This window comes from Tistlia sp. (genome assembly GCF_040905785.1).
GTDB lineage: Bacteria > Pseudomonadota > Alphaproteobacteria > Kiloniellales > DSM-21159 > Tistlia.
The window spans coordinates 16,363-37,352 of the sequence record NZ_JBBDQW010000013.1; the positions used below are offsets into that span (position 1 = coordinate 16,363).

A 20,990-nucleotide genomic window follows, 5' to 3' on the forward strand; every position below is an offset into this window, starting at 1 on the left:
CTTACCGGCCCGCGGCGGCCGCGCCGGCCTGCAGCGTCCGGTCGTGACGCAGGCCGATGCCGTAGCGGCGCGCCGCGACCCTCTCCAGGAAGTGGAAAGGCCGCTCCTCGAGGCCGGCGAAGCCAGGGGCGCGCATCAGCAGCAGGCGGCCCGGCGCGATGTCGACCGGCTCGGCGCCGCTGCCGCTCCGGTCGTCGCAGACCAGCAGCCGGGCCTGGCCCGAAAGGGTCAGCAGCACCACCAGGTCGCGGTAGCGCAGGTTGTCGCGGTGGGCGGAGATGCCGGCCGAGCCGACGGCGTAGCGTTGCACGACGAGGTCGTTGAAGCACGGCGGGGCGATCGGCGGCTCGGCAAGCGCGCCGAGCGCGGCGGCGAGGTCGCCCTCCAGCTCCCGCGCGAGGCCTGCCAGGCGACCCCCCGGCGGCACCTCCCGCGCGATCTCGAAGTCCTGGCGAACCCTGCGCTCCGACGTTCCGACCTCAGGCCGGGCCGACCGAAAGCGCAGGCGGGCGGCCGAGCGCTGCAGGCCCGTCAGGCGCTCTGCGTCGAGCCAGGGCAGGGAGACGGCGCCGCGCCCGGGGCGCGCCAGTGCCTCGAGGGCTTGCGCCAGCAGGGCCGGGTCCGGCCGCGGCCTCGGCACGTCCGGCAGGTCGAGGGTCTTCATGGCCCGCAAAGATGGGCCCGGCGCGAGCCGCCGCAAGGCGCGTCAGGTCGTGCCCAGCGACTTGACCAGGTCGATCAGGCGGCGCCGCACGTCCGGATCGGCGATGCGGTGGTAGGCGCGCACCAGGATCAGGGTGTCGCGCTCGGCCATCAGCGCCGGCAGGTCGGCGCCCTCGCCGGGTCCGGGGCAGTGCTCGCCCCGGAGGGCATGGTCCGGCAGGTCCTCGAAGAAGTAGTCGACCGTCACGCCGAGCGAGCGCGCCAGGTCCAGCAGCCGGCTGGCGACGATGCGGTTGGTGCCGCGCTCGTACTTCTGGACCTGCTGGAAGGTGATGCCGATGACCCGCGCCAGACCTTCCTGCGTCATGCCGACTCCGACCCGCCGCTGCCTCAAGCGCATGCCGACATGCAGGTCGATGGGATTCGGTCCCTCGCGGTCCCGGTCGAACGAATGGATACCCTGCGCGCCGGATTGCCCAGACACGGTGCCCCCCCAATTACGGCAGCCTCCTGCCGCCCACCGGCCCCGGCGCCTGAGCGGCCGGGCCCCACGCCAAATGGTTGAATTGAACCTAGGGCCGAATTGCGTCAGGGTAAAGGGTTGTTTGCGTTTTCACCGCTGCGGCGGCCGATCTTTTCTCGCCACGCGAAAGCGCCTAGATTGCAGCCGTCATGACGCCGATCGAAGAGAAACCGCGGGCCCGCCGCTGGCTGGCGGCGGGGGCGCTGAGCGGGCTGCTCGCCGTCGCCTTTGGCGCCTTCGCCAGCCATGGGCTGGCCGGCCTGCCGGAGGAGCGCGCCGGCTGGATCGACATCGCGCTGCGCTACCAGATGCTGCACAGCGTGGCGCTGCTCGCGGTCGGCCTGCTGGGCGGGGCGAGGCCCGGGCGCCTGCTCGAAGGCGCCGGCATCGCCTTCGTCGGGGGGCTGCTGGTCTTCTCCGGGCTGCTCTACGCCATGGGCCTGGGGGCGCCGCGCTGGCTCGGCGCGCTGGTGCCGCTGGGCGGCCTGTCCTACCTGGCCGGCTGGGGCGCGCTGCTGGCCTTCGCGCTGAAGCGGCCGAGGCGGCCCGAAACCACGGAGGGATCCCGATGAGCGAGCATCTCCTCGACGCCAAGGGCCTGAAGTGCCCCTTGCCGGTGCTCAAGGCCCGCAAGGCGCTGAAGCCGCTGGCGGCTGGCGCGGTCCTGAGCGTCGAGGCGACCGACCCTGGCGCGGTCCAGGACTTCGCGAGCTTCTGCGAGACCGCAGGCCACGAGCTGCTCGACAGCGGCGAGGCGGAGGGAATCTACCGCTTCCGGATCCGCAAGGCCGGCTGACCTCCGGCCGCTTCGGGTCGCTGCCGCGGAAGGCCGCGGATCAGTTGCCCCAGGGCTTGAAGTGCTTCGAGAGGGTCAGTGTCTGGCCGTGGTAGTGCGAGCCGATGCCGGCGCCGTAGAGCCGGTCCGGCCTCGCGGCGAGGGGGTGGTACTCCAGGCGTCCGACCGGCTGGCCGTCCTGCAGCAGGAAGGGGACGTCGTGGGAGCGCACCTCCAGGACGGCGCGCGTGCCGACCTCCTTGTCCGGGTCCCAGCCGAAGCCGGGGTCGAAGAAGCCGGCGTAGTGCACGCGGAACTCGCCGATCTGGGTGTCGTAGGGCACCATCTCGGCGGCGTAGTCGGGCGGGATTCGCACCGTTTCGCGCGAGGCCAGGATGTAGAACTCGTTGGGGTCGAGGATCAGCTCGCCGCGCGCGCTGGCCGGGATCGGGTCCCAGAACTCGGCGGGGTCGTAGTGGCCGATGCGCGAAAGGTCGATGACGTCGGCATGGCGCTTGGCCTTGAAGCCGGCGAGCCGCCCGCCGCCGATGCCGCGGAGGTCGACGGTGAAGACCAGGCCCTTGCGGATCTGGGCGGTGTCGCCGGTGCCGGCGGCCTCGCCGACCAGGCCGACCTCGCGGTGCAGGCGCTGCAGCGCACTGTCGGCCATGCCGGGCCGGCCGCGCCGGAACCGCAGCTGGTTCACGCACCCGCCGCTGCGCGCCAGGATCGAGAAGGCGTTGGGCGCGATCTCGGCGTAGAGCGGGCCGCGGTAGCCGGCGGGAACGACGTCGAACTGCTCCGCGCCGTCCACGATCAGCCGCGTGAAGACATTGAGCCGTCCCGTCGAGGATTTCGGATTGGCCATGCCCGAGACCTGCGGTCCGAGCGCGAGGCTCTCGACCAGCGGCACGATGTAGACGCAGCCGACCTCCAGCAGGGCACCGCCGGACAGGTCGATCTCGTGCATCGAGAACTCGGCGATCCGCTCGGCGACCGGCCGGCCCCGGCCGGGCAGGAAGCTGGCGCGTACCCGATAGGCGCGCGGGCCGAGCCGCAGGTCCAGGCTGGCCGGCTGCACCAGCTCCTGCAGGCCGTCCTCGGCGGCACGGATCTCCCCGGCCGCGATCAGCTCGGCAATCGCCTGGCACGGCAGGATGCCGGATCGCGCGGCAGCCGCCGCGGCCGCCTGCGCCGGCTCGGTTTCTCCGACTTTCGCCACCCTTCCGCCTCTTCGGTTCCGCGCCCGGTTGGTAGCAAGCCGGCCCGGCTGCGGCAAAGGGATTCGCCCCCGCCACCGCCGGCCCGACCGCTCCTCACCCGCCCCGGCGGCCATGCAATTCGCGCTGGGGGTTGGCGGCGGCGGGCGCGCTGGTCTAGGAAGGGCGCTGTCCGCCGTCGAGCGGACTCCCGAGGGAGCGCCCCACTCCTTGAGCACTCTGCTGTTCACCCACCCGGCGTGCCTGCAGCACGACCCGGGCCGGTTCCATCCCGAGGCGCCGGCGCGGCTGGCGGCGGTGCTGGACGCCCTTTCGGCGCCAGGCTTCGCCGGCCTTGAGCGCCGCGAGGCGCCGGCGGCGACGCGCGAGCAGCTCGAGCGCGTGCATCCAGCCGACTACGTCGACTTCGTGCTGTCGAGCATCCCCGCGCAGGGCCACGCCGCCGTCGATGCCGACACGACGGTCTCCGCCGGCTCAGGCGAGGCCGCGCTGCGCGCCGCCGGCGCCGTCTGCGCGGCCGTCGACGCCGTCGTCGGCGGCGAGGCGACCAACGCCTTCTGCGCCGTGCGGCCGCCGGGCCACCACGCCGAGCCGGACCGGGCGATGGGCTTCTGTCTGTTCTCCAACGTCGCGCTCGGCGCCCTGCAGGCGCGCGCCGTTCACCGGCTGCAGCGGATCGCCGTGATCGACTTCGATGTCCACCACGGCAACGGCACGCAGGCCGCCTTCTGGGACGACCAGGACCTGCTGTTCGCCTCGACGCACCAGATGCCGCTCTATCCCGGCACCGGCGCGGCCGCCGAGCAGGGGACCCACAACAACATTCTCAACGTGCCGCTGGCGCCGGGCAGCGGCTCGGCGGTCTTCCGCCGCGCGATGAGCGAGCGCATCCTGCCCCGTCTGGCGGCCTTCGAGCCGCAGCTGATCCTGATCTCGGCGGGCTTCGACGCCCACGCCGGCGACCCGCTCGCGGGCCTCGCGTTCGAGGACGAGGATTTCGCCTGGGCGACCGAGGAGATCTGCCGGGTCGCCGACCACGCCTGCCGGGGCCGGGTGGTGTCGGCGCTCGAAGGCGGCTATGACCTGGACGCCCTCGGACGCAGCGTCGCGGCGCACGTCGGCGCGCTGATGGCGGCCGACTAGCCGGCGCGGGGGCGAGGAGACGAGCGGGCGCGAAAGGACGAGCAGGGAAGTGGAGACGGCCATGGCTGACGCGAACCAGGCGCCTCGGGAGATCGCCGAGCTGTCCTTCGAGGAGGCGCTCGAGGAGCTGAAGCAGATCGTCGGCCGGCTCGAGCGCGGCGAGGGCCGGCTCGACGACGCGATCGAGGCCTACGAGCGCGGCGCGCGCCTCAAGGCCCATTGCGAGGCCAAGCTCAAGGAGGCGCAGGCCAAGATCGAGCGCATCGGCCTCGGCCCCGACGGCGTGCCGCACGCCGAGCCCTTCGATCGCGAGAACTAGGGGATCCTCCCAGGCATGACGGATGCCTCCCTGCAGGAGTCGCTGGCCGAGGTCGCCGGCGAGGTCGAGGCGCTGCTCGAGCAGCTGATGCCCGATGCCGCCGGGCCGATCGGGCGGCTGCGCGCCGCGATGCGGCACGGCTCGCTGAACGGCGGCAAGCGCCTGCGCCCCTTCCTGGTCGTGCGCTCGGCCGGCCTCTTCGACGTGCCCCGCGAGCGCGCTCTGCGCGCCGCCGCCGCGCTCGAGATGGTGCATTGCTACTCGCTGATCCACGACGACCTGCCGGCGATGGACGATTCCGACCTGCGGCGCGGCCGGCCGACCGTGCACAAGGCCTTCGACGACGCCACGGCGGTGCTCGCCGGCGATGCGCTGTTGACCGAAGCCTTCGGGGTGCTGGCCGAGCCTGCGACCCACCCGGACGCCGCCGTCCGCTGCCGCCTGGTCGCGGGCCTGGCGCGGGCCGCCGGCTCGGAGGGCATGGTCGGGGGCCAGGCGATCGACCTGTCGGCCGAGCGGCACGACCTGTCCCTGGCCGGCATCGAGCGGCTGCAGGCGCTCAAGACCGGGGCCCTGATCGCCTACGCCTGCGAGGCCGGGGCGCTGCTCGGCGAGGCCGTGCCGGACCAGCGCCGCGCGCTGCTCGACTACGCCCGCCTGCTCGGCCTGGCGTTCCAGATCGTCGACGACCTGCTCGATGTCGAGGGTACGACCGAGGAGCTGGGTAAGCCGGCGCGGCAGGACGCGGAACTCGGCAAGGCGACCTTCGTCCTCCACCTCGGGGTCGAGGGCGCGCGCGAGCGGGCGGCGCAGCTGGCCGAGGAGGCGCGCAGCCGCCTTGATTCTTTCGGCGAGAATGCCGATGCTCTGCGCCGAACGATCGATTTCGTGCTCGCGCGACGGTCGTAACACCGGGACTGCTGCGGCTGCGCAGGCGAGGGGCGCGGCAGCCGCAGCCTTCCCTATTTCGAAAGCGACGGATAGGCAATATGGCTGATCGAGGGAGCAAGACCCCCCTTCTGGACAAAGTGTCCACTCCCGCCCAACTGCGCGCCCTGCCCGAAGACAAGCTGCCCCAGATCGCCTCTGAACTGCGTTCCGAGCTGATCGACGCGGTCTCGGTAACCGGCGGCCACCTGGGCGCCGGCCTCGGCGTCGTCGAGCTGACGGTGGCGATCCATCACGTCTTCGATACGCCCAAGGACAAGCTGATCTGGGACGTCGGGCACCAGTGCTACCCGCACAAGATCCTGACCGACCGGCGCGACCGCATCCGCACCCTGCGCCAGACCGGCGGCCTGTCCGGCTTCACCAGCCGCCGCGAGAGCCCCTACGACCCCTTCGGCGCCGCGCACTCCTCGACCTCGATCTCGGCCGGGCTCGGCTATGCCGTGGCGCGCGACCTCAAGGGCGACGACTTCAACGTGGTCTGCGTGATCGGCGACGGCGCGATGTCGGCCGGCATGGCCTACGAGGCGATGAACAACGCCGGCGCGCGCAAGTCCCGCCTGATCGTCATCCTGAACGACAACGACATGTCGATCGCGCCGCCGGTCGGCGCCATGAGCGCCTACCTCTCGCAGCTGATCTCCTCCAAGCCCTACCAGTCGGTGCGCCACCTCGGCAAGCACATGGCCGAGCACTTCCCGCGCCCCTTCCGCAAGGCGGCGGAGCGCGCCGAGGAGTACGCGCGCGGCCTGCTGACCGGCGGCACCCTGTTCGAGGAGCTGGGCTTCTTCTACATCGGCCCGATCGACGGCCATAACCTCGACCACCTGCTGCCGGTGCTCAAGAACGTCCGCGACGGCGACTACGAGGGGCCGGTGCTGATCCATGCCGTGACCCAGAAGGGTAAGGGCTATGGCCCGGCCGAGGAGGCCGCCGACAAGTACCACGGCGTCGTCAAGTTCGACGTCGTCACCGGCAAGCAGGCCAAGCCGACGCCGACGGCGCCGCAGTACACCTCGGTCTTCGCCAGCGCGCTGATCGACGAGGCCGAGCGCGACGAGCGGATCGTGGCGGTGACCGCGGCCATGCCCTCCGGCACCGGCCTCAACAAGTTCGGCGAGCGCTTTCCCGCGCGGACCTTCGACGTCGGCATCGCCGAGCAGCACGGCGTGACCTTCTGCGCGGGCCTGGCCTGCGAGGGCATGAAGCCCTTTGCCGCGATCTACTCGACCTTCCTGCAGCGCGCCTACGACCAGGTCGTCCACGACGTCGCCATCCAGCAGCTGCCGGTGCGCTTCGTGCTCGACCGCGCCGGCATGGTCGGCGCCGACGGCGTCACCCACCAGGGCTCCTTCGACATCGCCTATCTCGGCTGCCTTCCCGGCTTCGTGCTGATGGCCCCGGCCGACGAGCTCGAGCTCGTGCACATGGTCGCGACCCAGGTCGCCATCGACGACCGGCCCTCGGCGCTGCGCTACCCGCGCGGCGAGGGCCTGGGCCTCGAGCTGCCGAAGCACGGCACGGCCCTGGAGGTCGGCAAGGGGCGGGTGCTGCGGGAAGGCACCAAGATCGCCATCCTGTCGTACGGCACGCGCCTCAAGGACGCGCTCAAGGCGGCCGAGGAACTCGGCGCCAAGGGCCTCTCGACGACGGTCGCCGACGCCCGTTTCGCCAAGCCGCTCGACGGCGATCTCGTGCGTCGCTTGGCGGCCGAGCACGAGGTGCTGATCACCATCGAGGAAGGCGCCATCGGCGGCTTTGCCAGCCAGGTGATGCAGGAGCTGGCGCGCCAGGGGCTGCTCGACCACGGCCTCAAGTTCCGGCCGATGTACCTGCCCGACCGCTTCATCGACCACGGCAAGCAGGACGAGCAGATCGCCTGGGCCGGCCTGGGCGCACCCGACATGGTGGTGACGGCGCTGACCGCGCTCGGCTACAACGACGCCGACGCGACCCGCCCCGTGCGCGCCTAGGGTGCCGCCGCAGCCCTCCGGGGACGGCACTCGGAGAGCCGTTCAGGCCCTTGCCCATCGCGCCTGCGGGGCTGCCGGCGCAGCGCCGGCCCCGGTCCGGCGAGCTGCAACCTGGATTTAGTCCGCACGCCCTTGCCAGTGCCCTCAAAACGCGCATAGTGGCTCGCGTCATGGGGACTGTCGCTTCATCAAGGCCGCTTGCAGCTATCGGCACGCTAGAGACCTCGAAGGGTCCGGGCCCTTGGGTCACGGAGGCGCGCGCCTTGGTCCGGCTGGCCCTGCCGATCGTCGCCAGCCAGCTCGGCCTGATCGCCATGCAGACGACCGACGTCATCATGCTGGCGCAGCTCGGGCCGGCCTTCCTGGCGGCGGGATCGCTGGGCTTCGCGGTCTACTTCAACGTCTGGCTGTTCTGCCTCGGCATCCTTATCGCCAGCGCCTCGGTGGTCGCGCAGGCCTACGGCGGGCGCGACTACCGGGGCGTGCGGCGCAGCGTGCGCCAAGCCTTTTGGGTCGCGCTGACGCTCGCCGTGCCGGCCATGGTGCTGGTCTGGAACGGCCACCATCTGCTGCTCTGGGCGGGGCGCGGCGCCGCCGTCGCCGAGCACACCCGCGACTACCTGCAGGCCGTGGTCTGGGGGCTGCCCTTCTCCTTCGGCTTCCTGGTGCTGCGCTACTTCGTCTCGGCCCTGTCCCGGCCGAAGATCGTCATGGTCGCGCTGCTCGGCGGCGCGCTGCTCAACGTCCTGCTCGACTACCTGCTGATCTTCGGGCACTTCGGCTTCCCGGCGCTCGGCGTGGCCGGTGCCGCCTGGGCGACGGCGGCGATCCAGGTCGGCCTGTTCCTGGTCCTGCTCGCCTTCGTGCTGCGCGACCGGCAGTTCCGGCGCTATCACGTCTTCGCGCGCTTCTGGAAACCCGACTGGCAGCGCTACGGCGAGCTCTGGCGTGTCGGCCTCCCGGTCGGCGTGACGGTCGTGGCCGAGAGCGGCCTGTTCCTTGCCGCGCAGCTGCTGATGCTGCGGCTTGGCACCGTCAACGTCGCCGCCCACGCCCTGGCGCTGCAGGCGGTGGCGGTCGCCTTCATGATCCCGCTCGGCGTCGGCCAGGCGGGGCAGGTCCGGGTCGGCCAGCATCTCGGCGCCGGCGACCACGAGGGGGTGCGCCGCGCGGGCTGGCTGGCCCTGGTCATCGGCTGCGGCTTCATGGTCTGCACCGCCGCGACCATGTGGCTGGTGCCCGAGGCCATCATCGGCCTGGTGTTGGATCCTGCCGATCCGGTGGACGGCCCGGTCTTCCGGCTCGCGGTGAGCTTCCTGCTGATCGCGGCGCTGTTCCAGATCTTCGACGGTGCCCAGGTCGTGATGGCCTGCTCGCTGCGCGGCCTGTGCGACACGGCCTGGCCGATGGCCCTGGCGATGACCGGCTACTGGGGGATCGGTTTCGTCGCCGCCTGGCTGCTGGCCTTCGAGGCCGGACTCGGCGGCGCCGGGGTCTGGTACGGGCTGGCAACCGGCCTCGCCGTGGTGGCCCTGTCGATGACCGCCCGCTTCGCGCTGCGCCGGCGCCTCGGCCTGCTCGAGCACAAGCCGCTCTGGACCAGGCCAGGGAAGGTCCGGTCGCGACGGGCGGTCCGGCAGGCGGCGGACTAGCGAGATGCCTCGTGGCCGCTCAACGGCAGTCTCGACGGCGCCCCGGTCTTGCCCCGCAGCGAAGCCGGAATAGGCTCCGGCATCCGCCGCCGATCCGGAGCCGCCCATGCGCCAGCGCGTTGACCGCCTGCTCGTCGTGCGCGGCTTGGCCGAGAGCCGGGCTCGCGCGCAGGCGCTGATCGCCGCCGGCCTGGTCGAGAGCGCCGGCAGCCGCGTCGCCAAGCCCGGCCAGCTGCTCCCGCCCGACGCGCCGCTCGTCGTCACGGGCCGCGACCATCCCTGGGTCTCGCGCGGCGGCGTCAAGTTGGCCCACGGCCTCGAGCGTTTCCGGTTCGATCCCGCGGGCCGCGTCTGCCTCGACCTCGGGGCCTCGACCGGCGGCTTCACCGATGTACTGCTGCAGCAGGGCGCCCGGCGCGTCTACGCCGTCGACGTCGGCCACGGCCAGCTGCATCCGCGGCTGGCGGCCGATTCCCGCGTGGTCGCCCTGGAGGGCGTCAACGGCCGGGCCCTGACCGCGGCGCTGGTCCCCGAGGCGATCGAGCTGCTCGTCTGCGACGCCAGCTTCATCTCCCTGGCGGTGCTGCTGCCGGCGCCGCTCTCGCTGGTCGCTCCCGGCGGGCGCCTGCTGGCGCTGGTCAAGCCGCAGTTCGAGCTAGGGCCGGGTGCCGTCGACCGGCGCGGCGTGGTGCGCCACCCCGAGGCCCGCCGCGAGGCCTGCAATCGCGTCTCGCTCTGGCTCGGGCAGCAGGCCGGCTGGCGGGTGATCGGCATGACCGAGAGCCCGATAGCCGGGCCGGAGGGCAACGTCGAGTACCTGCTGGCCGCCGAGCGGGTGTGACCCCTAATCCGGGAGGCGCAGCAGGCCGGCGCGGGGATCCTCGCTCAGGACCCGGGCCCTGTCACCGGCCTCGACCAGCGGCGCCAGCAGGCCGCTGGCGCGCAGCGAGCCGGCCAGGCGGGTCGCCAGCAGTCCGTCCAGGAAGAAGCTGCGCAGCAGGCGCTCCAGCTGGTCCTCGACCTCGGGGTAGTCGACCAGGGTGACGGCCTGGCCGGCCTCGATGCCGGCCAGCGCCTTGGCCGCTTCGATCGCCGCCCGGTAGCCGCCGAGGCCGTCGACCAGGCCGCGCTCGGCGGCGTCGGCACCGCTCCACACCCGGCCGCCGGCCAGCGCCGCGGCCTCCTCCTCCGGCAGATCGCGGCCGCTCGCCACCTTGTCCAGGAAGTCCTGGTAGGCGGCGTCGACGAAGCCGGTGAAGCGCTGCCACTGCTCGGGCGTGAAGTCGCGGGTCGAGTCCCAGAAACCGGCGTTCTCGCCGGCCTGCACGCCGCTCCAGGTGACGCCGAGCTCGCGCCACAGGCCGGCGGTCAGGATCTTGCCCGAGACCACGCCGATCGAGCCGGTCACCGTGCCGGGCTCGGCGATGATGCGGTCGGCCGGGGCGGCGACGAAATACCCGCCGCTGGCGGCCAGCGCGCCCATCGAGACGACGACCGGCTTGCCTGCCTCCTGCGCCCTGCGCACCGCGCGCCAGATGGAGTCGGAGGCGGCATAGGAGCCGCCGGGGCTGTCGACCCGGAACAGGATCGCCCGCACCTCCGGGTCCGCGGCCGCCTCGGCGAAGGCCTCGACCAGGGTGTCCGCGCCCATGCTGACGCTGCCGAGCGGGCTGGCGCCCTCGCTCTCGCCCAGCATGACGGCGCCCTGGCCGTGAATGACCGCGATCCGCGGGTCGTCTCCGGCAGGGCCCCGCTCGGCGAGGTCGGCCAGGTAGCGGCGCACCGGCAGCAGCGCGGCACGCGGGCCAGCGGCCTCCAGGATCGCCGCCGCGGCCTCGTCGGCGTAGCCGAGCCGGTCGACCAGCCCCTGCCCGAGCGCCTCGGCCGGAAGGTAGGGTCCGCCGTCGACCAGCCGCCGCACCGCGGCCGGCTCGAGATCGCGATCCCCGGCGATGTCGCCGGCCAGTTGCGCGAACCAGGAATCGAGCAGCGCCTGCAGGTTGCGGCGGACCGGCGCGCTCATCTCCTCCAGCAGCAGCGGCTCGGCCGCGCCCTTGTACTGCTCGCGGCGATAGATCCGCGCCTCCACGTCCCAGTCGTCGAGCAAGGCGCGGGCGTAGGGCTGCTCGAGGGTGAAGCCGACCAGGTCCAGGTTGCCCGAGGGCTGCAGCGTGATCGCGTCGGCGGCCGCCGCAAGGTAGTAGTGCAAAGTGCCGTCGCCGCCTTCGCCGAAGGAGGCGGAGAAGGCCTGGACCGGCTTGCCGCCGGCCCGGAAGGCCGCGATCGCGCGGCGCAGCTCCTGGACCCGCGCGATGTCCAGCTTGCCGTTGCCGACGCGCAGCAGCAGGCCGCCGACGCCGGGGTCGGCGGCGGCCGCCTCGAGGCCGAGCACGAGCTCGCGCAGGTTGGTTTCGCCGCCCAGGCCGCCCAAACCGGCCAGCCCCGCGGCCGCACCCGGCGGTCCGTCGACCAGGCCCTCGGCGAGGTCCAGCACCAGCACCGCCCGGTCCGGCCGCGGCGGCTCGTCCTCGGCGCGCTGCCAGGACTGGAGGTCGCGCCAGGCGAAGCCGAGGGCCAGCGCGCCGAGCACGACGAGGAGGCCGAGCGTGGCGAGGACGCCGACGAGGCACTTCAGCAGGAAGATCAGCAGCCGCATCGGGGGATCCTAGCCGTTCAGCCCTGGGGACGAGCCCGGGCGTGGTACTCCCTGTTCGGCATCATGTCGACGCCGCTGGCGACACGGTTCGACATGTTGAAGAAGCCGACGACGTTGCAGAGATCGAAGAGATCCGCCTCGGACAGGCCGAGATCGCGCAGCGCGGCGCGGTCCGCCTCGCCGACCAGGTGCGGCGTCTCGGTCAGCTTCCAGGCGAAGTCGAGCAGGCCGCGCTGGCGCGGCGAGAGTTCCGCGACCCGGTAGTTCATGACCAGCATCTCGCCCAGCTCCGGGTCCCCGGACAGCTCGCGCACCGCGGCGCCGTGGGCGACCAGGCAGTAGTAGCAGCGGTTGACCGAGGAGACGACGACCGCGACCATCTCCCGCTCCAGCTTGCTCAGGCCCGAGTCGCCGAGCATCAGGTCGTTGTACATCTTGCCGAAGGCGCGCAGCTTCTCCGGCCGGATGGCGTAGGCCCTGAGCACGTTCGGCACCAGGCCGAGCTTGTCGCGGCAGACCTGGAAGTACTTCTGCAGGTCCTCGTCCAGGCCCGCCTCCTCGGGCACCGGAAGCTTCATCACGTGGTCGGGCTGCGGCATGTCGTGGTCTCTCCTTGCTGATCGTCGTGGGGTGCGCCGGTGGTCCGTGGCGCGTCGGCAGGACGGCCACCAGGGGGCGGGAGCCCCCGCGCCGACCCGCACGGGAAGAAGGCACGGTGGCTCCGCAACGAGAGGCTACGCAAGCCGTCATACTTTCTAATGTTTACACGCCGGCGCCTGCTCCAGAGGCTAGGGGCATCAATCTCCGCGAACAATCGACAAGGTCGGCCCGTGCCACGAGACGCTGCGCGCCGGCAGGAAGGGATTAATGGCTACCGAGACACGAAGGCTTGCGTTGTGCGTCGTGGGCGCCGGGTTGGCGCTGGCGATCACCGCCGGGCAGGCTGGTGCCGTCGAGCGGCCGGGAGCCGGCACGACGGTTCAGCCGATCACGACGGGGCGCGCTGACCACTACTTCCAGCACTTCATCGTGCAGATCGGACTCGAGCGACTGGGATACGAGGTGGCACCGCATCTCGAGGCGCAGTTTCCGGCCATGCATCTGGCGATCGGGCAGGGCGATGCGGACTACACCGCCGTGCACTGGAACCCGCTCCACGAAGCCTTCTACGAGAAGGCCGGCGGCGATCAGCGCCTCGCACGCGTCGGCCGCCTGATCGAGGGCGCCGTGCAGGGCTATCTCGTCGACAGGAAGACAGCCGAAGCCCATGGCATCACCGACCTCGGACAGTTCCAGGATCCGGAGATCGCGGCGCTGTTCGACAGCGACGGCGACGGCAAGGCCGATCTGCTCGGCTGCAATCCAGGCTGGGGCTGCGAGGCGGTGATCGAACACCACCTGGACGCCTTCGACCTGCGTGATCGCATCAGCCATAACCAGGGCCAGTACTTCGCCCTGATCGCCGATGGCATCACCCGGTTCCGGCAGGGCGAGCCGATTCTCTACTACACCTGGACGCCTCTGTGGGTGAGCTCGGTCCTGAAGCCTGGCGAAGACACGCACTGGCTCGATGTACCATTCTCGGCCCTGCCCGGCGACCGCTCGGAGGCGGATGCCGACACCGCGCAGCCGGACGGCAGCAACACCGGCTTCCAGGTGAACACCATCGGGATTCTGGCCAACGCCGCCTTCCTCGACGAGAATCCGGCCGCCGAGCGGCTGTTCGAGGTGCTGGAGATACCGCTCGAGGACGTCAACGCCGCGATCCTGAAGCAGCACGAAGGCGAGACCGACATCGAGCAGATTCGTGGACATGCCGAGGCCTGGGTGTCCGAACACCAGCAGCAGTTCGATGCCTGGGTCGAGGAGGCCGCCGCAGCGGCCGACTAGCCGGTCGTCGGGCGCGGTGCCCCCTGCCTCAAGGGGCCGCGGACATCGCCGCTGCGATCCACGTGCAAAAGGTCTGCGCCGCGGGTGAGGGCACCGACTGCTGCGGTGACACCAGCCAGAAGGTTCGCCGCAGTGTCGGTGCCACCTCGATCGGCCGGACCAGCGAGCCGTCGGCGAGGGCGCGGGCCAGCAGCGGCGGACCGAGCAGGGCGATGCCCTGGCCGTCCAGCGCCGCCTGCACTAGGCTGGTATAGGTGTTGAGGAACAGGCCGCCCAGCGGTGGCACCGGGTCGATCCCCTGCGCTGAGAACCAGGTCGCCCAGCGCGTCTCCGCGTCGTAGGGGCCGTCGAGATGGAGCAGCCGCTGGCTGAGCAGCTCCTCGGGGCGCTGGAAGCAGCCGTGCTCGACAAGGAATCCCGGACTGCAGACGGGAAAAATCCTTTCCTGGACGAGGGGCCTGGCATCGACGCCCTGCCATCCGCCACTGCCGTAGCGCACGGCGACGTCGACGCTTTCGCTGCTGAGATTGAGGTAGCTGTCCGACACCAGGAGGCGGAGATCGATGTCGGGGTGCTGCCGGCGAAAGTCGCTGATCCTGGGCAGCAGCCAGTAGGTCACGAATCCGGTCGAGGTGGTGATCGTCAGGCGCTGGTTGCGATTGTCCTCGCGGATCGATTCCACGGTCGCCGCAATGTCGCCCAGTGACGCCGAGAGCCGGCGGCCGAGGATCTCGCCCGCTGGCGTGAGGCGCAGCGCGCGGTGCAGGCGAAGAAACAGTCCAGTGCCCAGGAACTCCTCGAGCTGCTTGACCTGACTGCTCACGGCGACGCGCGTAACGTTGAGCTCGCCGGCGGCTGACGTGAAGCTGAGATGGCGTGCAGCCGCTTCGAAAGCGACCAGTGCATTCGGTGGTGGCAGTCTGTCCCGCAAGCTCTGCATAACAATTTCTTACGCAACGCGCGGAGATTTCGCAAGTTGCGTCGCTTTCAGGCGGAACCTAGCGTTGCGCAACGATTGTCAAACGAGCGACAGGAGAGCAACGATGGCTATCACAGCCCTTCAGGTTCTGGAGCGCACTCTGAGGGTGACCTGGGACGATGGCGGTGCCGAGGAGTTTCACCATCTCTGGCTCCGCGACCACGGCGTCGCGGCCGGCGATCTGCATGCGGATACGCGGGAGCGGGTGGTGGACTTCCACGCCCTTCAGCCGGACCTGCGGCCGCTGGAGGCCGAGCTCGAAGGCGAGGAGACCATCCGCGTCGTCTGGTCGGACCGACGGGAAACCCGCCACGACGGGGGATGGCTGCGCGCCCATACCTATGCACCCGGGCGCGGGACCGGGCTGGGGTCGGCGCGGGAGCCCTGGCGCGCAGAGATGGTGGAGCACCTGCCGTTCTTCGATTATCGTGAGGTCGTCGAGAGCGAGGCCATCCAGCTACGCTTCCTTCGCGGGCTGGTCCGAGACGGCTTCTCCCTCCTCACCGGGGCGCCCTCCGCGGAAGGGGAGGTCGAGCGGTTGGCGGGGCATCTGGGCTATCTCCGGGAGATCTGCTTCGGCAGGCTGCGCGACATCCGGGTCGAACCCTCCGCCTACAACATTGCCTTCACCGACGACGTGGTGAAGCCTCACACGGATCTCGCGAACTACGCGTGGCCACCGGGCGTACAGTTCCTCCACTGCCTCGTCCAGGAAGCGAGTGGCGGCGAGACGCGGCTCGTCGACGGCTTGGCGGCGGCGAACGATCTGCGTGCCGAAGACCGGGAGGCGTTCGACGCGCTGACGCGCGTGGAGGTGGAATTCCAGATCTCCAACCGTGACTACGACGTTCGAGCGGCCTCGCCGATCCTCGTCGCCGGCCCCGAGGGCGAGTTCAAGATGATCCGCTTCTCGAACCAGGCGCGCAGGAGCTTCGTTTGCCACCCCGATCTGGTCGAGCCCTTCTATCGCGGATACAGACGCCTGAGCGAGTTGCTGAACGACGCTGGGAACCAGGTACACTTCCGACTCGCTCCGGGGCAGATCCTGGCCATGGACAACCATCGCGTCCTGCACGCCCGCGATGCCTTCAACGCGAGCAGCGGGCGGCGCCACTTGCAGATCGGATCCATGGAGATGGATGTCGTGATGAGCCGCATCCGGCTTCTCGAGCGGAAGCTCAACGACCGCGACACGCGGACTGCCTAGCCACGACTGCTGGAAAGGCAGTGCGCTGGTGCATTGCAGGAAGGAGAGGGAATGGCAACGACGGCGGTGCCGGTAAAATGCCGCAACGTCTGGAAGATCTACGGCGAGCGAGAGAACGAGGCGCTGGCCGCGATGCGCGAGGCGCCCCTGTCCAAGGACGAGGTGCGCACGCGCTTTGATTGCGTCGTCGGGGTGCAGGACGTCAGCTTCGACGTCGGTGCCGGCGAGACCTTCTGCATCATGGGCTTGTCCGGCAGCGGCAAGTCCACTCTGCTGCGTCACGTCAACCGCCTGATCGAACCGTCGAGCGGCACTGTCGAGATCAACGGCCAGGACATCTCCCGGCTCTCGGCGCGCGACCTCGAGCGGCTGCGCGCGGACAGCATCGGCATGGTATTCCAGCACATGGCGCTCTGGCCACACCGGACGATCCGGGACAACGTGGGCTTCGGTCTCGAGGTCCGGGGCGTCGGCCGGCGGGAGCGCTCGGCCGCGGCCGAGCGTGCGCTGGACCTGGTCCAGCTCGGCGGCTGGGAGAGCCGCTATCCGGACGAGCTGTCGGGCGGCATGCAACAGCGGGTCGGGCTGGCGCGGGCGCTCGCCTCGAACCCGGACATCCTGCTGATGGACGAGCCCTTCTCGGCCCTCGACCCCCTGATTCGGCGCGAACTCCAGGATCAGTTCGCGGAGCTGGCCAAGGCGATGAACAAGACCGTCCTGTTCATCACCCACGATCTGGAGGAGGCGATCCAGGTCGGCCATCGGGTCGCCATCATGAAGGACGGTGCCTTCGTCCAGGTCGGCCGCCCGGAGGAGATCCTGACCCGCCCGGCCGACGACTACGTCGCCCGCTTCGTCCGAGGCGTTTCACATCTGCACTTCCTGACCGCAGCCGCGGTGATGCAAACCTGGGACTCCGCCGGGCCCGACGGTGCCGGGGAGGAGTCCGAAGCAGGGCGGGCTGTCGGACCAGACACGCCGCTGACGGAACTGCTGGACGTGATCGCAGGTGCCGAGGGCGGCTTGGCGGTGCGCGACGGCGAGCGGCGGCTCGGGACGGTGACGGCCGATGGGCTGCTGTCGGCGATCCGCGCGCGCATCGGCTGAGCATTTCCAGGGAGACGGCGCAGTATGGACCCCGCAGCGATCCTCGACCCCTTCCAGGGGACCCTCGTGCCCCTGGGCGAGTGGGTGGCCAACCTCCTCGCTTGGCTGGTCGACAACCACCGCCCGGTCTTCCAGGCGATGAAGGAACCGGTGGCGAGCGTGCTCAACACCTTCGAGGCGATCTTGAGGGACAGTCCGCCGCTGCTCATCATGGCTCTCTTCACGCTGCTCGGCTGGCAGAGCGGCGGCGTGCGGACGGCCGCGACGGCCTTCGTCTGCCTCATGGGCATCGGCCTGATCGGCGCCTGGGCCCCGGCGATGACGACGCTCGCCATCATTCTGACCGCCGTCAGCTTCTGCATCCTGTTCGGGATTCCGATCGGCATCCTCGGCGCCCGCAGCGACCGTTTCGAGGCGGTGCTGAAGCCGGTCCTGGACTTCATGCAGACGATCCCCTCGTTCGTCTACCTGGTGCCCGTGGTCATGCTGTTCGGCATAGGCAACGTCCCAGGGGTGATCGTGACGATCTTCTATGCCATCGCGCCGGTCATCCGGCTGACCAACCTCGGTATCCGACAGGTTCGGGCGGACCTTGTCGAGGCGGGCCGCGCCTTCGGCGGAAACCCGAACCAGATTCTCCTGAAGATCCAGATGCCGCTGGCCCTTCCGACGGTCATGACCGGCGTGAACCAGACGATCATGATGTCGCTGGCCATGACCGTCGTGGCCTCTATGATATCCGTCACCGGCCTCGGTCAGATGGTCCTCCGCGGGATTGGTCGCCTGGACGTCGCCCTCGCGACTCAGGGCGGGCTAGGCATCGTGCTGGTCGCGATCCTCGTCGACCGCATTTCGCAGGGCTTCGGGCGGTCGGCCCGCCAGCGGCAGCACCGCCGCTGGTACCAGCACGGGCCGATCGGCTTCCTCGTCTCGGGCGCCGTCGGTACGCGCGGCATCGGAAGTGCCAGGTGACCGCCGGCCCGGCTTCGCCGCAGACCGGTTCCGGCCGCGCAACAGACGAGATGGGATTATGGGATGCGCAGGCGCACGCGAGCGGGCGGCGGCCGGCAGGTCGAGGTGACCATCGAGGGGATCGGCGGGCGCGGCGACGGCGTCGCCACCTGGGACGGCAAGCCGGTGTTCGTCGCCCAGACGGTCGCCGGCGACCGCCTCAAGGTTCGCCTGACCGGCGAGAAGGCCGGCGGCTGGCGCGGCGAGCCGGTCGAGCTGATCGAGGAAGGGCCGGGCCGGCAGGAGCCGCCCTGCGCGCACTTCGGCCCCTGCGGCGCCTGCCAGGTCCAGCAGCTCGACGACCGCCTCTACGCCGACTGGAAGCGCGGCCTGCTGCTCGACGCCCTGGCGCGCCAGGAGATCGAGGCGGCGGAGGTGGCGCCGCTGGTGCGGGTCGCACCGCGCAGCCGCCGGCGGGCCAACCTGGCGGTCGCGCGGGTCGGCCGGCAGGTGCTGATCGGCTTCCACGAGCGCATGAGCAGCCACGTCGTCGATCTCGCCGAATGCCACGTGCTGCGCCCCGAGCTCTTCGCGCTGCTCGAGCCCCTGCGCGCCCTGTTTGGCCTGCTGCTGCGCGAGGGCGAGACGGCGGAGGCGACGGCGACCCTGACCGAGAGCGGCTGCGACCTGCTGCTGCTGCTGCCGCGCTCGCCGGACCTCGCCGGCCGCGAGGCGGCGACGGCCTTCGCCGAGGCCCAGGACCTGGCGCGCCTCTCGGCGCAGATCCGCGGCGAGAGCGAGCCTGAGCCGCTCGGCCAGCGCCGGGCCCCGGTCCTGAACTTCGGCGGACCCGGCGGCGGCATCCTGGTCTCGCCGCCGCCCGGCGGTTTCGTGCAGCCGACCGCCGAGGGCGAGACGACGCTGCGCGAGGCGGTCCTGGCGGCGCTGCCGGACGGCAGTCTGGGCCGGATCGCCGACCTCTACTGCGGCTGCGGCACCTTCAGCTTCGCGCTGCTGGCCCGGGCCGGCAGCCTGCTCGCGGTCGAGGGCGACGAGGCGGCGCTGGCGGCACTCTGGGCGGCCGGCCGCCGGGCCGGCCTGGCCGGGCCGCTCGCCATCGCGCCGCGCGACCTGGCCCGCCAGCCGCTCCGCCCCGAGGAGCTCGCCGGCTTCGACGCGGTCGTCTTCGACCCGCCGCGCGCCGGCGCGCGCGAGCAGGCCGAGCACCTGGCGGCGAGCGGCGTGCCCAGCGTGGTGGCGGTCTCCTGCAATCCGGTCAGCTTCGCGCGCGACGCCCGCATCCTGGTCGAGGGCGGCTATCGGCTGGAGCAGATCGTGCCGCTCGACCAGTTCCCCTGGACCGCGCACCTGGAACTGGTCGCCGGCTTCCGCCGGTAGGCGCTACTTCGAGAGCCGCCGCAGGGACTCGCTGCCGATCACGTAGACGTCCTTGTTGACCTCGCGGGCGCCGGGGATCGTGCGGTAGAAGCGCAGGGCGGGCCGGTTGCGCCGGTCGACGGTCCACACGATCCGCGGCCAGTCGCGCTGCAGGGCGACCTGGGCCAGGCAGCGCATCAGGTCGCGCCCGACGCCGCGGTTGCGCCACCGCTCCAGGACGAAGATCTCCTTGAGGAACAGCGCGATCCGGCAGTCGCTGGTCCAGAACACTGGCGCGTAGATCGCATAGCCGATGTCGATGCCTTCGCTGGAGGCCAGCACCGCCTCGTAGCCGGGCTGGGCGCCCAGGTAGCGGCGCAGGCGCTCGGCCGCCTCGGAGGCCGGGATCGGGTCGGGATCGCCGTAGAAGGCGTAGGTCTCCATCAGCAGCACGGTCAGCCGGCCGACGTCCTCCGGCGCGACGGGGCGCAACGCGATCGGCGCCACGCCCTAGACCCCGCCGACCTGCGCGCGCTGCCGCAGCAGATGGTCGGCCAGCACGATCGCCATCATCGCCTCGCCGACCGGCACCGCTCGGATGCCGACGCAAGGGTCGTGGCGCCCCTTGGTGACGATCTCGGTCTCCTGGCCGTGGCGGTCGACAGTGCGCCGCGGCTGGAGGATCGAGGAGGTCGGCTTGACCGCGAAGCGCACGACGATGTCCTGGCCGCTGGAGATGCCGCCGAGCACGCCGCCGGCGTTGTTGGCCAGGAAGGCGACCTCGCCGTCGGCCATGTGCATCTCGTCGGCGTTCTCCTCGCCCGAAAGCTCGGCCGCCGCGAAGCCGGCGCCGATTTCCACGGCCTTGACCGCGTTGATCGACATCATCGCCTTGGCGAGGTCGGCGTCGAGCTTGTCGTAGATCGGCTCCCCGAGACCGGCGGGCACGCCCTCAGCGACCACCTCGATGACGGCGCCGAGCGAGGAGCCGGCCTTGCGGGTGGCGTCGAGCAGGCCCTCCCAGGACTGGGCGGCCTGGCGGTCGGGGCAGAAGAAGGGGTTGTCGTCGACCGCGCTCCAGTCCCAGTTGGTGCGCTCGATGCGGTGGCTGCCGACCTGGACCAGGGCGCCGCGGATCGTCACCCGCCCGGCGCCGAGCACCTGGTCCAGCACCTTGCGGGCGACGCCGCCGGCGGCGACCCGCATCGCCGTCTCGCGGGCGCTCGAGCGCCCGCCGCCCCGGTAGTCGCGGATGCCGTACTTCTTCCAGTAGGTGTAGTCGGCGTGGCCCGGCCGGAACTTGTCGGCGATCTCGCCGTAGTCCTTGGACCGCTGGTCCTGGTTCTCGATCATCAGCGAGAGCGGCGTGCCGGTGGTGAGGCCCTCGAAGACGCCGGAGAGGATGCGCACCTGGTCGGGCTCGCGGCGCTGGGTCGTGAAACGCGACTGCCCCGGCCTGCGGCGGTCGAGCCAGACCTGGAGCTCGGCCTCGCTCAGCGGGATCAGCGGCGGCACGCCGTCGACGACGCAGCCGATCGCGGGTCCGTGGCTCTCGCCCCAGGTCTCGAACCGGAAGGCTTGGCCGAAGGCGTTGCCCGGCATGCCGC

21 protein-coding genes are annotated in these 20,990 nt (G+C 71.3%); 13 read left to right on the forward strand and 8 right to left on the reverse strand.

Annotation, left to right across the window (positions count from 1 at the left end; genetic code table 11):
• Position 1: 1 nt before the first annotated feature.
• Both WD341_RS03680 and WD341_RS03685 read right to left on the reverse strand, forming a co-directional pair.
• Entirely contained in the window at positions 2-664 is a 663-nt protein-coding gene (locus tag WD341_RS03680) for a hypothetical protein (RefSeq protein WP_368424068.1), read from the reverse strand.
• A gap of 42 nt (positions 665-706) precedes the next feature.
• The gene (locus WD341_RS03685; RefSeq protein WP_368424069.1) at positions 707-1,063 is read right to left on the reverse strand and encodes a helix-turn-helix domain-containing protein; all 357 of its coding nucleotides are present in this window, start codon (positions 1,061-1,063) and stop codon (positions 707-709) included.
• Positions 1,064-1,335: 272 nt separating this feature from the next.
• Between WD341_RS03685 and WD341_RS03690 the strand changes: the two genes are divergently transcribed.
• Together WD341_RS03690 and WD341_RS03695 are read left to right on the forward strand one after the other, a co-directional pair.
• Positions 1,336-1,758 carry a DUF423 domain-containing protein gene (locus tag WD341_RS03690; protein ID WP_368424070.1) on the forward strand — a complete coding sequence of 141 codons (423 nt, stop codon included), beginning with the start codon at positions 1,336-1,338 and terminating at the stop codon, positions 1,756-1,758.
• On the forward strand, positions 1,755-1,982 hold the full coding sequence (locus WD341_RS03695) for a sulfurtransferase TusA family protein (RefSeq protein WP_368424071.1): 228 nt from the start codon (positions 1,755-1,757) through the stop codon (positions 1,980-1,982). Before WD341_RS03690 ends, WD341_RS03695 begins: the two co-directional genes overlap by 4 nt.
• Before the next feature lie 40 nt (positions 1,983-2,022).
• On the opposite strand, the gene WD341_RS03700 is transcribed toward WD341_RS03695, so the two are convergent.
• Positions 2,023-3,183, reverse strand: coding sequence for a 2'-deoxycytidine 5'-triphosphate deaminase (locus WD341_RS03700; RefSeq protein ID WP_368424072.1), 1,161 nt, complete (start codon positions 3,181-3,183; stop codon positions 2,023-2,025).
• Positions 3,184-3,391: 208 nt separating this feature from the next.
• Between WD341_RS03700 and WD341_RS03705 the strand changes: the two genes are divergently transcribed.
• From WD341_RS03705 to WD341_RS03730, 6 genes are all read left to right on the forward strand, one after another.
• Entirely contained in the window at positions 3,392-4,324 is a 933-nt protein-coding gene (locus WD341_RS03705; protein ID WP_368424073.1) for a histone deacetylase family protein, read from the forward strand.
• Between the two features lie 61 nt (positions 4,325-4,385).
• Positions 4,386-4,643, forward strand: coding sequence for an exodeoxyribonuclease VII small subunit (locus WD341_RS03710; RefSeq protein ID WP_368424074.1), 258 nt, complete (start codon positions 4,386-4,388; stop codon positions 4,641-4,643).
• A 15-nt stretch (positions 4,644-4,658) separates the two neighbouring features.
• On the forward strand, positions 4,659-5,552 hold the full coding sequence (locus WD341_RS03715; protein ID WP_368424075.1) for a polyprenyl synthetase family protein: 894 nt from the start codon (positions 4,659-4,661) through the stop codon (positions 5,550-5,552).
• 80 nt (positions 5,553-5,632) lie between these two features.
• A complete protein-coding gene (gene dxs, locus WD341_RS03720) occupies positions 5,633-7,564 on the forward strand; it encodes a 1-deoxy-D-xylulose-5-phosphate synthase (protein ID WP_368424076.1) in 1,932 nt (643 codons plus the stop codon).
• Positions 7,565-7,827: 263 nt separating this feature from the next.
• Entirely contained in the window at positions 7,828-9,216 is a 1,389-nt protein-coding gene (locus tag WD341_RS03725; protein ID WP_368424077.1) for an MATE family efflux transporter, read from the forward strand.
• Positions 9,217-9,322: 106 nt separating this feature from the next.
• Positions 9,323-10,057, forward strand: a complete 735-nt coding sequence (locus tag WD341_RS03730) for a TlyA family RNA methyltransferase (RefSeq protein WP_368424078.1) — start codon at positions 9,323-9,325, stop codon at positions 10,055-10,057.
• 3 nt (positions 10,058-10,060) lie between these two features.
• Here WD341_RS03730 and sppA read toward each other — a convergent pair whose 3' ends face one another.
• On the reverse strand, positions 10,061-11,872 hold the full coding sequence (gene sppA, locus WD341_RS03735; RefSeq protein WP_368424079.1) for a signal peptide peptidase SppA: 1,812 nt from the start codon (positions 11,870-11,872) through the stop codon (positions 10,061-10,063).
• 17 nt (positions 11,873-11,889) lie between these two features.
• Positions 11,890-12,471: a peroxidase-related enzyme gene (locus WD341_RS03740; RefSeq protein ID WP_368424080.1), complete on the reverse strand. Its 582-nt coding sequence runs from the start codon at positions 12,469-12,471 to the stop codon at positions 11,890-11,892.
• 268 nt (positions 12,472-12,739) lie between these two features.
• Between WD341_RS03740 and proX the strand changes: the two genes are divergently transcribed.
• A complete protein-coding gene (proX, locus tag WD341_RS03745) occupies positions 12,740-13,762 on the forward strand; it encodes a glycine betaine/L-proline ABC transporter substrate-binding protein ProX (RefSeq protein WP_368424081.1) in 1,023 nt (340 codons plus the stop codon).
• 28 nt (positions 13,763-13,790) lie between these two features.
• Here proX and gcvA read toward each other — a convergent pair whose 3' ends face one another.
• Positions 13,791-14,702: a transcriptional regulator GcvA gene (gene gcvA / locus WD341_RS03750; protein WP_368424082.1), complete on the reverse strand. Its 912-nt coding sequence runs from the start codon at positions 14,700-14,702 to the stop codon at positions 13,791-13,793.
• A 103-nt stretch (positions 14,703-14,805) separates the two neighbouring features.
• Here gcvA and WD341_RS03755 point away from each other — a divergent pair, with 103 nt between their 5' ends.
• From WD341_RS03755 to WD341_RS03770, 4 genes are all read left to right on the forward strand, one after another.
• The gene (locus WD341_RS03755; protein WP_368424083.1) at positions 14,806-15,948 is read left to right on the forward strand and encodes a TauD/TfdA family dioxygenase; all 1,143 of its coding nucleotides are present in this window, start codon (positions 14,806-14,808) and stop codon (positions 15,946-15,948) included.
• A gap of 51 nt (positions 15,949-15,999) precedes the next feature.
• Positions 16,000-17,055, forward strand: a complete 1,056-nt coding sequence (locus tag WD341_RS03760) for a glycine betaine/L-proline ABC transporter ATP-binding protein (protein ID WP_368424084.1) — start codon at positions 16,000-16,002, stop codon at positions 17,053-17,055.
• A 24-nt stretch (positions 17,056-17,079) separates the two neighbouring features.
• Positions 17,080-18,027, forward strand: coding sequence for an ABC transporter permease (locus tag WD341_RS03765; protein WP_368424085.1), 948 nt, complete (start codon positions 17,080-17,082; stop codon positions 18,025-18,027).
• 63 nt (positions 18,028-18,090) lie between these two features.
• Entirely contained in the window at positions 18,091-19,404 is a 1,314-nt protein-coding gene (locus WD341_RS03770) for a class I SAM-dependent RNA methyltransferase (RefSeq protein ID WP_368424086.1), read from the forward strand.
• Between the two features lie 3 nt (positions 19,405-19,407).
• Here the strand turns inward: WD341_RS03770 and WD341_RS03775 are convergent, their stop codons facing one another.
• Both WD341_RS03775 and aroC read right to left on the reverse strand, forming a co-directional pair.
• Positions 19,408-19,890 carry an N-acetyltransferase family protein gene (locus WD341_RS03775; RefSeq protein WP_368424087.1) on the reverse strand — a complete coding sequence of 161 codons (483 nt, stop codon included), beginning with the start codon at positions 19,888-19,890 and terminating at the stop codon, positions 19,408-19,410.
• Between the two features lie 3 nt (positions 19,891-19,893).
• Entirely contained in the window at positions 19,894-20,985 is a 1,092-nt protein-coding gene (gene aroC, locus WD341_RS03780; protein ID WP_368424088.1) for a chorismate synthase, read from the reverse strand.
• Between the last annotated feature and the right edge of the window lie 5 nt (positions 20,986-20,990).